The sequence below is a fragment of the Streptomyces sp. NBC_00859 genome (assembly GCF_045161865.1).
GTDB lineage: Bacteria > Actinomycetota > Actinomycetes > Streptomycetales > Streptomycetaceae > Streptomyces.
Map to the genome: position 1 here is coordinate 7,148,953 of NZ_CP108826.1, position 12,274 is coordinate 7,161,226.

Genomic DNA, 12,274 nt, shown 5'->3' on the forward strand with positions numbered 1-12,274 from the left:
TGCGGCCGGACGACGCCGTTCCCGGACCGTCCCGTGTCAGCGCACGGTAATGACCAGCTTGCCCGTGGTGCGGCCCGTCTCTCCCAGGGCGTGGGCTCGGGCGCCTTCGGCGAGGGGGAACGTGCCGGACACGTGGGCGCGCAGGCTGCCGCGGTCGACGAGTTCGGCGACGGCGCGCATCCCGGCGTGGTCGTGTGCGACGAGCAGGGTGACGGCACGGACCTGGTTCTTCTCCGCAGCGGCCCGGGTGTCCTCGGCGCCCGGCAACAGGGAGACGAGGACGCCGCCGGGGCGGAGCACGCTCACGGAACGGGTGGCGGTCTCACCGCCGAGGGCATCGAGGACGACGTCGTAGCGCTCCTCGGTGTCGGTGAAGTCCTCCGAGCGGTGGTCGATGCAGACATCCGCGCCGAGCCCGCGCAGGAACTCGTGCTTGGGGGCGCTCGCCGTCCCGGTGACGTGGGCGCCGCGCTCCTTGGCGATCTGTACGGCGAGATGACCGACACCGCCGGCCGCGGCGTGGATCAGCACCCGCTGCCCGGCCCGGAGGCCCGCGGTCTCGGCCAGGGCCTGCCAGGCGGTGAGTGCGGCCAGCGGCAGAGCGGCCGCCTGGACGTGATCGATCCCGGCGGGCTTCGCGGCGAAGGCGCGGGCGGGGCCGGTCACGTACTCGGCGTGGGAGCCGGCCCCGTACGGGTAGGGCAGCATGCCGAACACCTCGTCGCCGGGCTGGAAGAGGGTGACGCCGTAGCCGGTCTCCACCACGGTGCCGGAGACGTCCCAGCCAAGTGTCAGTGGCGGGGGCGGCAGGAAAAGAGTCAGGGCGCGGTGCTTGAAGTCCGTGGGGTTGAGCCCGGCCGCGTGCACGGCGACGAGGATCTCACCGGGGCCGGGCACGGGCCGCGGAAGCTCGGTCAGCCGCAGGACCTCGGGGCCACCGAGGACTGTCTGGTGCAGGGCGAGCATCACAGGGGCGCCGTCAGGGGCGGCGTGGGCCGGGGACCGCGTGGCACGCGCCGGGGTCGGGGAGGTGGGGTTCTCAGGGGTGTCCGTCGAAGTCATGCCTCGATCCTCGCGGTACGCGGCGGTCCGGGGCGATGGCAGGAACGTCAGTATCCGATACATTCTTGCCATGTCCATAGCTCCTGCCGCCCATTGTGTTCCGGGCACCACCTTCGGCCCTCCCGCCGCCTCCACCCCCGCGTCCGACGAGCGTTCCCGTGTGATCGCCGACCGAGCGGCCGAGCTGGACCGCTGGATGCGCCCGGACCCGAGGCCCGGCGCCCACAAGGTCGTCGTCCTTGCGCTCGACGGCGTCTACCCCTTCGAGCTCGGCATCCCGCACCGGGTCCTGGGATCCGCCGACGGCCGCTACGAGGTGCTGACCGCCGGCGTGGACGGGCATCCCGTGCGTACCGACTCGGACCTGACTGTCACCCCCGGGCACGGTCCCGAGGTGCTGGCAGAAGCGGACACCGTGGTCATCCCTCCGTACGCGATCACCCGGGCCTCGGCCGCCGCCCCCGATCCGCAGGCCCTCGCCGCGCTGGCCCGCATCCGCCCCGGAACGCGTCTGGTGTCCATCTGCACCGGTGCCTTCCTGCTGGCCGCCGCCGGGCTCCTGGACGGGCGCCGGGCCACCACCCACTGGGCGCTCACCGACCACTTCCAGGAGCTCTTCCCCCAGGTCGAGCTCGATGTCGGCGTGCTCTTCGTCGATCACGGTGACGTGCTGATCTCCGCCGGGGCGGCCAGCGGCGTCGACGTCTGCCTGCACCTGCTACGCCGGGACCACGGCAGCGAGGTGGCCAACCAGGTCGCCCGGCGCTGCGTCGTGCCGCCGTACCGGGACGGCGGGCAGGCGCAGTACATCGAGCGGCCCTTGCCGACGACGAGCGGAACCGGCACCGGGCCGACCCGCGACTGGGCGCTGCACCGGCTGGAGCTGCCTCTGTCGCTGGACGAGCTGGCCGCCCACGCCGCGATGAGCACCCGTACCTTCGCCCGGCGCTTCCGGGACGAGACCGGTCTGAGCCCCGTCCGCTGGCTGACCCAGCAGCGGCTGCGGCGGGCACGGCACTTGCTGGAGTCCAGCGACCTGCCCGTGGAACGGGTCGCCCACGAGGTCGGCTTCGCCACTGCCACCTCGCTGCGGCGACACCTGGCGGCGGAAGCGGGGGTCGCCCCGTCGGCGTACCGGCGTACTTTCCGTGCCTCGGGTGCGGCCGCGGACAAGGCCGGAGGACGACCGGTGACGGAGTCCGTTCAGTGACGGACCAGTGCCGCTCCCGGTGCGCCGGGAGCGACGACGGGTACAGCGTTCGTCCGCCGGACCGGTGCGCGGACCGCGGCCACGCAGCGCCTCGCCCCCGGCCGGTATTGCCGTAACCGTCCGCCGGGGCCCTGCCGGAGCCGGTTCGGCTGATCAGACACCGGCGGCCGGCGGTGGTGGCGGAGTCGCTTCCTGGGGCGCTGCGAGCTGCTCTTCGATGCGGGGCAGTCGCTCGATGGTGCGTCGCTGTGAGACGAGTGCCGGTACCAGCAACAGGTCGCCCGCCAGCAGCAACGCACCGAAGGCGTAGTACCCGGTCGCCAGGAGGGCGACACCCCCCACCGCGAACAGAGTCATCAGGACGGGCAGCGACCAACGGCTCCGCTGCGACGCCCGCCGCTGTTGCCGTGCCAGAGCGGCCATCGCCCGCCGCGCCTTCGGGTCCGCCGGCACGCGGCCCTTGCGCAGCCATCGACCGACAATCGGCACCTGCCACGGGCTCAGCCCTGACTCCTCGGCAACCTGCCGCCGCACACGCCGGGCGCTCCACAACCCGGCGAACGCTGCGCAGAAGCCACCGAATCCCCCTGTGCCGCCGCTCGAACGGCCCCACGCGTCGCGCAGCAGCACGTTCAGCACGACCGCGACTCCGCCTGCGATCACGAGAGCGAGTGCCACCTGTACCCACGGCCGGTCGTTCCAGTGCCGCTCGGCCTGCCAGTCGATCGGCTCGGGCTCGGCGGGCGCTCCGTGTGCCGTGCCTCGCTGTCTGTCCCCGCCCGTGTCCACGGTCATCGTCTCCCCTGGGTGCGGTCCGTGACGGGCCGGTGTCTACCGGCCCTTGCCGCGACCGTCTTCCCGACGAGTTCCTTCACATGTATGAATCAACGACTCCGCATGTGAATGTGAAGATGTCCCGGACGACCGACGCGTTCGTGGTGCCGACGCGCCCCTGCACGCGACGCCGGGTCAGCCGGTCCGGGAGGGACACCCGCAGGACTCGCGGTGGGTGAACGCGGGGTTGATGGTGACCTTGCGCGGCGCCAGTTCCGGGTCGCGGATACGGGCGAGCGCCATTTCCACCGCTTGCTCGCCGATGGACAGCGCGGGTTGCGCGATGGCGGTGAGCCTCGGTTGGAAGAGGTCCGCCCACTCGAAGTCGTCGAAGGAGACGAGGGCCATGTCGGCAGGCACGCTCAGCCCGGCGTCGCGCAGGGCGCGCATGCTGCCGATGGTCATGCGGTTGTTCCCGGCCACGATGGCGCTGGGAGGCCGGGGGAGGTTCAGGAGACGGCGGACGGCCTGCGCCGCGCCATCCTCGGTTGAGTCCCCGTCGGCTTCGAGCGACGCGTCCGGTCCGATCCCGTTGCGAGCGAGACCGGTTCGGTAGCCGGCGAGCCGTTCGGTGGTGGTGGACAGGCCCTTGCGGCCCGTGAGCATCGCGATGCGGGTGTGTCCGAGCGACGCCAGATGCTCGACCAACACCGCGGTGGGTTCGACGTTGTCGACCGCTATCTGGTCGACCGGGGCGGCGACGAAGCGGTCGATGACGATGATCGGTATGTCGACCTGACGGGCGTAGTGGATGGCGGTGGACCCATCGCCCGACGGGGCCAGGATGATGGCGCTGACGCGGCGCCGCAGCAGCTCGCTGACAGCCTTGACCTCCCGGTCGTGCACGTCGTGGGTGTCCGCGAGGAGCAGTGAGTAGCCGGCGGCCGACGCGTGCCGGTCGATGCCGTGGACGACATTGCTGAAGTACGGGTTGGACAGGGCCGACATGGCCAGGCCGATGGTTCCGTAGCCGCTGTTGTCGAGCGCGCGGGCCACCGCGTCCGGGACGTAACCGGTGTGAGCCACCGCGTCGAGGACGGCGCGCGCGGTGGCGTCGGCGACGGGGCGGGTCTTGTTGAGTACGTGCGAGACGGTGGAGACCGATACGCCCGCATGGCGGGCGACATCGGACATCGTCGGTGTCTGACGGGGAGTTCTGCCTGCCATGTCCGCACCCTACCGGGCTTCGGTGAGAGTCAGGTCGGCCCGGTTCGCGCTGCTGCGGATGAGGGCGCTGGTGCTCTCGTCGACACCGGTGGTCTTCGCATGGGCGGCCTGCGGGGTGAAGCCGTAGTGGATGTAGCGGCGGGCGAGGCGTTCGCGCCGGGCCCCGGGGGCGGCGTCGAGGAACCATGTCTCGGTCAGCAGGTCCTTGACCCGGTGCCAGGGCGGCTGCGCGGCCAGCAGGAAGTTCCCCTCGACGATGACCAGTTGGTGCCGCGGGGCGACCTCCAGTGCGCCGGCGACGGGCTCTTCGAGGTCCCGCCGGAACTCCGGCCACCAGACGGTGCCAGCCCGCTCCCGGCGGACGCGCTGCAGGGCTGCGAGGAAGCCTTCGGCGTCGAAGGTGTCGATGGCCCCCTTGCGCGCACCGTGTCCGCGCTCCTCGACCACTCGCTGGGCGAGGTGGAAGCCGTCCATCGACACCACCGTCGCGAAGTGGGGCCGGCGTTGGCCGATGGCGGTCAGGAGCCGCTCGGCAAGCGTGGACTTGCCCGACCCGGGTTCTCCCGCGATGCCGATCAGTGTCCGTCCCGGCGCGCCGGCCAGTTCCAGTGCCCGGTCGGCGAGTTGGGACAGGGACGTGCCTCGGTACAGCAGTGCGGACTCGTGCTCCTGGTCGGTGCCGTCGCTGGTCGGGTTCACTGCGCCGCCTTCGTGGTGCCGGGGCCGGCGGGGGAGTCGTGCGGCATGGGGTGTCCGGCGTTCTCCGTGAGGGAACCGTCCGGCTGCAGGCGCAGAGCGCCCGTCATCAGCCCCACCACGTCGGTCATGGAGCACGCCCGCGGACTGACCACGGCGGTGCGCCGGCCCAGCCTGTGCACATGGATACGGTCGGCGACCTCGAAGACCTGCGGCATGTCGTGGCTGATGAGCACCACGGGCACGCCACGGTCCCGGATGCGGTTGATCAGGCCGAGCACCTGGCGGGATTCACGTACGCCCAGGGCGGCGGTCGGCTCGTCCATGATGATCACACGGGTGCCGAACATGGCGGCGCGGGCGACGGCCACCGCCTGGCGCTGTCCGCCGGAGAGGGTGCCGACGAGCTGCGTGATGTCCTGGACGGTGGCGATACCGAGCCGGTCGAGCTGCTCGGCGGCGCGGGCGCGCATTGTCCGGTGGTCCAGCATGCGCAGGGTCGATCCGAGGAACCCGGGGCGACGCAGCGGACGGCCGAGGAAGAGGTTGCTCGCGATGTCCAGCTGGGGGGCGACCGCCAGGGTCTGGTGGACGGTTTCGATGCCGGCGTCGCGGGCGTCGCTCGGGCCCGTGAAGTGCACTCGCCGGCCGTCGAGTTCAACGGTGCCGGCGTCCGGGACGACGGCACCGGTGAGGGCCTTGATGAGGGTGGACTTCCCGGCGCCGTTGTCACCGACGACGGCGAGGACTTCTCCCGCGCGCAGCTCGAAGTCCGACTCCCGGACGGCGACCACGTTGCCGTACCTCTTGACCAGTCCGGTGGCCCGCAGGATCACGTCTCCGGAGTCGGCGCCGGCCCCGCGGGGCGACGGCTGTGGGGCGTGCTCGGTGTTCATGCGGTCCTCCCGCGCACGATGCGGTCGACGGCGACGGCCGCGATGACCAGGACGCCGGTCGCGACCTGCTGATAGAGGCTGTCGATGCCGGCCTGGGTGAGGCCGTTGGCGAGGACGGTGACGACGAGGGCGCCAAGGACGGTGCCCGTGATGCTGCCACGGCCCCCGAAGAGGCTGGTGCCGCCTATGACGACGGCCGTGATGCTCTCCAGGTTGCCGGTCTGGAAGGCATTGGGATCGGCGTTGGGGATACGGCCGAGGGCCTGCCAGGCGGCGACCGCGTAGATGAAGCCGGCCAGCACGTACACGCTCAGCAGCGTGCGGCGGACGTGGACGCCGGTCAGCCGGGCGGCTTCGGCGTCATCACCCACGGCGTAGATGTTGCGGCCCCAGGAGGTCTGGGTCAGGGCGAACCACAGCCCCACCGCGAGCACGAGCATGACCCCCATGCCGTACGTCACCTCGATCCGGCCGAACAAGTAGGAGCGGGTGCCCGGCCACGTCAGGATGCCGGACGGGACCGTGAAGCTCTCGCCGTTCGCGTACAGCTGGTTGACCGCCGTCAGGATGCTGAGCACCCCCAGGGTGACGATGAACGGGGGCAGCTTCAGGCGGGTCACCAGGGTGCCCGAGAGTGCGCCGACGGCCGTGCAGATCACGATGCCGATGACCAGCGCCAGAGCCGCGGGCATCGTCTCCTGGCCGAGCCGGGCGACGACGAGCGTGCCCAGCACCATGGTGGCGGCGTTGGCCAGGTCGATCCCTGCGGTCAGGATGACCAGTGTCTGGCCGAGCGCCAGCGTGCCGATCACCAGGAACTGCTCGACGATCAGGGAGGCGTTGTCGGTGTTGAAGAAGGTGTCCGTCGTCAGCGCGAACACGGCCACCGCCACGACCAGCGCAGCCAGCGGCCCGGACGTGGGGGTTCGGGCCAGTGCGGCCGCGCCCCGGGACAGGACGGGCTTCGCCCGGGTCGCCGGGGAGGCGGTCGGCGTGGATGTCACCGTCATCTCTCCTAACCCCAGCAGTTCTTCAGGCCCCAGGCGGTGTCCTTGGACGCCACTTGGCCGACCGGCTTGTCAGTGATCAGCTGCGATCCGGTGTCGACGAACCCCTTCGGCTTCCTGGCCTTGTCCTTGGTGTAGTCGGCGACAGCGTCGACGCCCATCCTCGCCATCTTCTCCGGGAACTGCATGACGGTCGCGGCGAACTTGCCTGCGGCCACGTTGCGCACTCCGGTGCAGGACCCGTCGATCGAGCCGATCACCACACCCTTCTTCGAGGCCAGCGCCTGGGCGGCACCGGCCGCCGCGGGTTCGTTGATGGTGTAGACGGCGTTGACGCCGGGCTCACGCTGCAGCAGGTTCTCCATGGCGGTCTGTGCCTTGGTCTGGTCGCCGTTGGTGACCGCGGTGCCCTTGACCGCGGAGGGCGATCCGTCCGCCCCGAAGCCCTCGAGGAATCCCTTGTGCCGCAGGTCGTCCACGGAGGAGCCCGGGGTGCCGTCCAGGAGCACGGCGTCGGGCTTGGCGCCCTTGAGTGCGGCTTTGACGTACTTGCCCTGCGTCACACCCGCAGCCTGGTTGTCGGTGGCGAACGTGGCATCGACCGCACTCGCGGGATCGGTCGCGGTGTCCAGCGCGATGACGAGGATGCCCTTCTGCCGCGCCGCGGCGATCGCGTTGAGGACGCCCTTGGAACTGCTGGGTGTGATCAGGATCCCGGTGACCTTCTGTGCGACCAGGTTGTTGATGGCGTCGACCTGCCCCTGGTTGTCCCCGTCGAACTTGCCGGCGAGCGCGATCAGCTTCGCCCCGCGCTTGCCGGCTTCGGCCTTCGCCGACTCGCGGAGCCTGACGAAGTACGGGTTGCTGTTCGTCTTCGTCACCAGCCCGACGGACGCCTTGCCACCGGATCCCGCACCGATGTCGCCGCTGCCGGACTTGGTGGAACTGCACCCGGCGGCAAGGCAGGCCAGGGCCGCCGCAGCGGCGATCGTCGCCAGACGGGCGGGTGCACGTACCTGTCCCATGAGCTGCTCCTCTCAGTGGCCGGGTCGCCCTCGACCTGACCGGTGCACGGCAAATTACCCGGCCGAAACCCGTCTGCATAGCCATTGCGCAATACTTTGCGCGATGCCGATCGCCCCATTTTCAGCGGTGGTTGGTGTTCCGGGCGCGTGGTTCCGACTCGGTCGAGAAATCTTTGCGCAATGCATTGCGCATTCGTGTGCCACGGGGCAACCATCTGACGCGTCCCGATCGACGAGGCGTTGGAGGCAAACCGCATGCGCAACGATCCCCGAACCGAACGACAGGCAACCACTCCCACCGGGCCCGGCCGCCGGGCCGTACTCCGCACGGCGTTCGGTGCTGGTGCGGGCGCCGTGTTCTGGTCGGCTCTCGGTGACCGGGCTGCGGCGCATGCCGCCACGGCGTCGGCCAGGACCGACATCGTCATCAACGACTTCGAGTCCCGGGTCTGGGGCGACTGGAGCACGTCGGGCTCGGCGTTCGGCACCGGACCCGCCATCGGTGACGAGCTGTTGCGCAAGCTGGAGATCAGCAACTACCGCGGCATCGGGGTCGCCTCCAGCGAACGGGACGGCGACGGACCCACGGGCACGGTCGCCTCACCCGGCTTCCGCGTTCAGCGTGACTACATCGCCTTCGGTATCGGCGGCGGAGACTATGAGCGGGTGACCTGTCTCAACCTCGTCGTCGACGGAGAGATCGTCCGCAGCGCCACCGGCCGCAACAGCGACGCGCTCGCCGAGGCCAGTTGGGACGTACGCCGGTGGGCAGGAAGGACCGCGCACGTCGAGCTGGTCGACACCGCTGCCGGCGACTGGGGACACGTCAACGTGGACCGGATCACCCAGACCGACCAGCCCGAACGCCTCCCCGTCACCACCCAGCCGCTCTATCGCGAGACGTGGCGGCCGCAGTTCCACTTCACCGCCCGGCAGTGGGTGATGGACCGGCTCAACCCGGGGCAGCGGCAGGAGGGCTGGCTCAACGACCTCAACGGTCTCATCTACTACGAGGGCGAGTACCACCTCTTCGCCCAGCGCTGGAACAAGTGCTGGATCCATGCGGTCAGCGAGGACCTGGTCCACTGGACCGAACTCCAGCCGGCCTTCTGGGAGGAGAGCCTGGACAGCGGTGTGCAGTCCGGCTCCTGTGTGGTCGACTACAAGAACACCTCCGGTCTCTCCCCGGACGACGGCACCCCGCCGATGGTCGCCTTCTGGTCCCGGAACGACAACCGGAGCCACTGTCTGTGCTTCAGCCTCGACCGCGGTCGTACCTGGACGCACTACAAGAACAACCCGGTACTCGTCGCGCCCGAACGCGATCCCAAGGTCTTCTGGTACGCACCCGGCGACCACTGGGTGATGTTCCTCTACGGCGAGGGCAAGTACCACATCTACACCTCGGCCGACCTGCTGAACTGGACGGACACCGGCCACCCTGTCGACGACAGCTTCGAGTGCCCCGACTTCTTCGAGCTGCCCGTCGACGGCGACGCCGGCAATACCAAGTGGGTCCTGGTCCGTGGCGACGGGAAGTACACCCTGGGCTCCTTCGACGGCACCCGCTTCACCGAGGAGACCAGTCAGTACGTCGCCGACTCCGGGCCCAACTTCTACGCCACCCAGACCTGGAACAACACCGGGACCGGTGACGGCCGGCGCATCCAGGCCGCGTGGATGCGCGACGGCTCGTACCCCGACATGCCCTTCAACCAGCAAATCACCTTCCCCGCCGAGCTGACGCTGCGCACGACGGCCGACGGGCTGCGGCTCCACCGCAACCCCATCGCCGAGATCACCGGTCTGCGCGCCAAGGGCATTCGGTGGAGCGGCGCCATCGGTGACGGGCAGAGCGTGACACTCACCAGCGACAGCGACCCGTTCCACTGCGTCATCGAGGTCTCCGTTCCGCAGGGCGCAGTCCTCACCCTGGACGTGCGCGGCACTCCGGTCGTCCTCGGTCACCAGAGCATCGACAACGGCAGCGGCAGCCGGCCCCTGTCGAGTCCGCTCAGGACAGCGGAAATCCTCATCGACCGTACGTCCATCGAGGTCTTCGCCAACGACGGCGAACTCTCCGTCTCCCGCTGCTGTCTGCCGTCCCGCCCCGCCATCACCATGACCGGCGGCGGCGGCACCACGGAACTTCCCGCCCTCACCCTCTGGGCCCTCGCCGGCACATGGCCCGCAGCCACCGGAGCCCGGAAGCCCAGCCGGCGCCCCCGGCTGAGCCGGCGCCGGGTCGCGCCGGAGGAGCCGAAGGCCTGACGGGCAACAGCGGTCGGAACGTGCCGACCTGGCGCCCCTCGGTACGGAACACCGGGCCGGGGCGCCAGGGGCGAATCGCCCGCATGACGCTCCGGGGCCAACTGGACGGCGGTGGCCGCTGTACGCGCCTCACCGGCCGCTCCACGGCGGTGGTTGGGTCATCGGCCGTAGCTGACGTGCCATCAGGAGGAATCGGGCCTATTCCACCGTCGCGCGCTCGTCCAGGCGGCGGGCGAGCGCACGCACGAGATCGCGCAGCGCGGTGGGCTGTTCGATCACGAACGGGCGGTCGAGAGCGGCGAGTACCGGGGGAATCCAGTCCAGTCGTTCGGCACGGATGCGCACGTGGACCCATCCGGTGTCCTCGTCAGCGGGAAGGGGCGCCGGACTGTCCGTACCGTCGCAGGGGGCCCCGGTGCGATCCGGGCCGCCGCGGGGGGTCGCCGCGGCCGGAATCATGGAGAGGTTCGCGATGTCCGCCGGAAAGTGCCTGCGGATGTGCTGGACCCCGGCCTGGACGCGCAGCGACACTTCATGGGTCCAGGGCGTGTCCGCGAGGGCCTCCAGCACGGTGGCCGCAGGGTCGAAATCCGCTGGGGTGACGAACGAGCCGGACTGCACGGTCATGGAGGCGATCCGGTCCAGCCGGAAGGTGCGTACCTCCTGGCCTGCGGGGTCGGCGCCGGTCAGGTACCACCGTCCGGAATGGGCCACGAGGCCGTAGGGCAGGACGGTGCGCTCACTGCTGCGGCCCTTGCGGTCGGTGTAGCGGATCACCACGGGCCGCTGGTGGCGTGCGGCCTCGGCAAGGCCGAGCAGCACACCTGTTTCCGGTGCGGTGCCGGGCCGGGGGCGCGCCGTGAAGTCGGCCGTCTCCAGCAGCGCCTCCAGCCGCTGCCCGAGGGCTTTGGGCAGCACCCGCTGCAGTTTCGCCGTGGCGCTCTCGCCCGCGGCGGCCGACGTGGTGACCAGTCCGGCCCGCTGTCCGGCCAGCAGACCGAGCAGGACGGCAAGTGCCTCTTCGTCGGTGAGCATCAGGGGCGGCATCCGGTAGCCAGGAGCGAGCCGGTAGCCGCCGTAGCGGCCACGCACCGAGTCGACGGGCACCCCGAGATCCAGCAGGTGCCCGATGTAGCGGCGGACGGTGCGTTCGTCCACATCCAGGCGCGTGGCCAGGTCGGGGACGGGGCGGATGCCGCCTTCCTGCAGGATCTCCAGCAGGGCCAGCACGCGAGTGGTCGATGTGGTCACCTCACGATTCTGCCTCGGATACCGGGCGGATTCTGTCCTGTATTGGTCCTAGCGTTCGAAGTGCCCCACCATCCGGACGATCTTCGACAGGAAGCCGCTCATGAATTTTGTTTCGATCCGCATGATCACCGACGATGTCGCCCGCCTCGTCGCGTTCTACGAAGCGGTCACCACCGTTCCGGCGAAATGGTCGACCCCCGACTTCGCCGAGATCGTGACGCAGTCGTGCACGCTGGCGGTCGCCGCCACCAGAACCGTTGCGCTGTTCGGCTCCGATTCCGCCCGGCCCGCGGCCAACCGCTCGGTGATCACCGAATTCCGGGTCACCGACGTGGATGCGGAGTACCGCCGGCTGACGTCCCTCGACTGCGAGTTCGTCCAGACACCGACGACGATGCCGTGGGGCAACCGGTCCCTCCTCCTCCGTGACCCGGACGGGAACCTGATCAACTTCTTCACGCCTGTCACACCCGACGCCGTCCAGCGGCAGGAGCGCTGATCTGTCCGCCTGCCGTGGAGGGGCGGGGCGCGGTGACGCACAGCGCGTCACCGACACCGCCCACCGCTCACCATGTCCCCTGGCCGGCATCCACCTGGACCACGTCCGGTACGGGTTCCGGCTGGGCCGAGTGCGGCTGCGCGCGGTCGGGGGCGGGCGGGGACGACGGATCGATGGTGATGGAGAACAGGGTCGCGGCCGCCGCACCCGTCATGGTCAGCAGCGCGGCCGCCCGCACCCTGCGTACGAGTGTCGGGGAGCGCCGGGCCCGGTGGCTCCGGGGCCCACGGGCCCCCGTCGGCACCACTACGGGGATGGGGATCTGGCTGTACAGCGGATGCGTAGTGGACACGTTG

12 protein-coding genes are annotated in these 12,274 nt (G+C 70.5%); 3 read left to right on the forward strand and 9 right to left on the reverse strand.

Features of this window, described 5'->3' with window-relative positions; translation table 11 throughout:
• Positions 1-36: 36 nt before the first annotated feature.
• A complete protein-coding gene (locus OG584_RS31490; protein ID WP_405782895.1) occupies positions 37-1,062 on the reverse strand; it encodes an NADP-dependent oxidoreductase in 1,026 nt (341 codons plus the stop codon).
• Positions 1,063-1,258: 196 nt separating this feature from the next.
• Here OG584_RS31490 and OG584_RS31495 point away from each other — a divergent pair, with 196 nt between their 5' ends.
• Positions 1,259-2,272 (forward strand): GlxA family transcriptional regulator, encoded by a 1,014-nt coding sequence (locus OG584_RS31495; RefSeq protein ID WP_405784383.1) that lies wholly within the window; start codon positions 1,259-1,261, stop codon positions 2,270-2,272.
• Positions 2,273-2,425: 153 nt separating this feature from the next.
• On the opposite strand, the gene OG584_RS31500 is transcribed toward OG584_RS31495, so the two are convergent.
• The 6 genes from OG584_RS31500 to OG584_RS31525 form a co-directional block, all read right to left on the reverse strand.
• Entirely contained in the window at positions 2,426-3,067 is a 642-nt protein-coding gene (locus OG584_RS31500) for a hypothetical protein (protein WP_405782897.1), read from the reverse strand.
• A gap of 174 nt (positions 3,068-3,241) precedes the next feature.
• Positions 3,242-4,273 (reverse strand): LacI family DNA-binding transcriptional regulator, encoded by a 1,032-nt coding sequence (locus tag OG584_RS31505; RefSeq protein WP_405782898.1) that lies wholly within the window; start codon positions 4,271-4,273, stop codon positions 3,242-3,244.
• 9 nt (positions 4,274-4,282) lie between these two features.
• Positions 4,283-4,972, reverse strand: coding sequence for a nucleoside/nucleotide kinase family protein (locus OG584_RS31510; RefSeq protein WP_405782899.1), 690 nt, complete (start codon positions 4,970-4,972; stop codon positions 4,283-4,285).
• A complete protein-coding gene (locus OG584_RS31515) occupies positions 4,969-5,865 on the reverse strand; it encodes an ATP-binding cassette domain-containing protein (protein ID WP_405782900.1) in 897 nt (298 codons plus the stop codon). Before OG584_RS31515 ends, OG584_RS31510 begins: the two co-directional genes overlap by 4 nt.
• Positions 5,862-6,869 carry an ABC transporter permease gene (locus OG584_RS31520; protein WP_405782902.1) on the reverse strand — a complete coding sequence of 336 codons (1,008 nt, stop codon included), beginning with the start codon at positions 6,867-6,869 and terminating at the stop codon, positions 5,862-5,864. Before OG584_RS31520 ends, OG584_RS31515 begins: the two co-directional genes overlap by 4 nt.
• Positions 6,870-6,880: 11 nt before the next feature.
• Complete coding sequence (locus OG584_RS31525; protein WP_405782903.1) at positions 6,881-7,897, reverse strand: substrate-binding domain-containing protein; 1,017 nt, start codon at positions 7,895-7,897, stop codon at positions 6,881-6,883.
• A gap of 255 nt (positions 7,898-8,152) precedes the next feature.
• Here OG584_RS31525 and OG584_RS31530 point away from each other — a divergent pair, with 255 nt between their 5' ends.
• Positions 8,153-10,168, forward strand: a complete 2,016-nt coding sequence (locus OG584_RS31530) for a hypothetical protein (RefSeq protein ID WP_405782905.1) — start codon at positions 8,153-8,155, stop codon at positions 10,166-10,168.
• A 198-nt stretch (positions 10,169-10,366) separates the two neighbouring features.
• On the opposite strand, the gene OG584_RS31535 is transcribed toward OG584_RS31530, so the two are convergent.
• On the reverse strand, positions 10,367-11,419 hold the full coding sequence (locus tag OG584_RS31535; RefSeq protein WP_405782907.1) for a helix-turn-helix transcriptional regulator: 1,053 nt from the start codon (positions 11,417-11,419) through the stop codon (positions 10,367-10,369).
• A 100-nt stretch (positions 11,420-11,519) separates the two neighbouring features.
• On the opposite strand from OG584_RS31535, the gene OG584_RS31540 reads away from it, so the two are divergent.
• Positions 11,520-11,918 (forward strand): VOC family protein, encoded by a 399-nt coding sequence (locus tag OG584_RS31540; protein ID WP_405782909.1) that lies wholly within the window; start codon positions 11,520-11,522, stop codon positions 11,916-11,918.
• A 67-nt stretch (positions 11,919-11,985) separates the two neighbouring features.
• On the opposite strand, the gene OG584_RS31545 is transcribed toward OG584_RS31540, so the two are convergent.
• Complete coding sequence (locus tag OG584_RS31545) at positions 11,986-12,270, reverse strand: hypothetical protein (RefSeq protein ID WP_405782910.1); 285 nt, start codon at positions 12,268-12,270, stop codon at positions 11,986-11,988.
• Between the last annotated feature and the right edge of the window lie 4 nt (positions 12,271-12,274).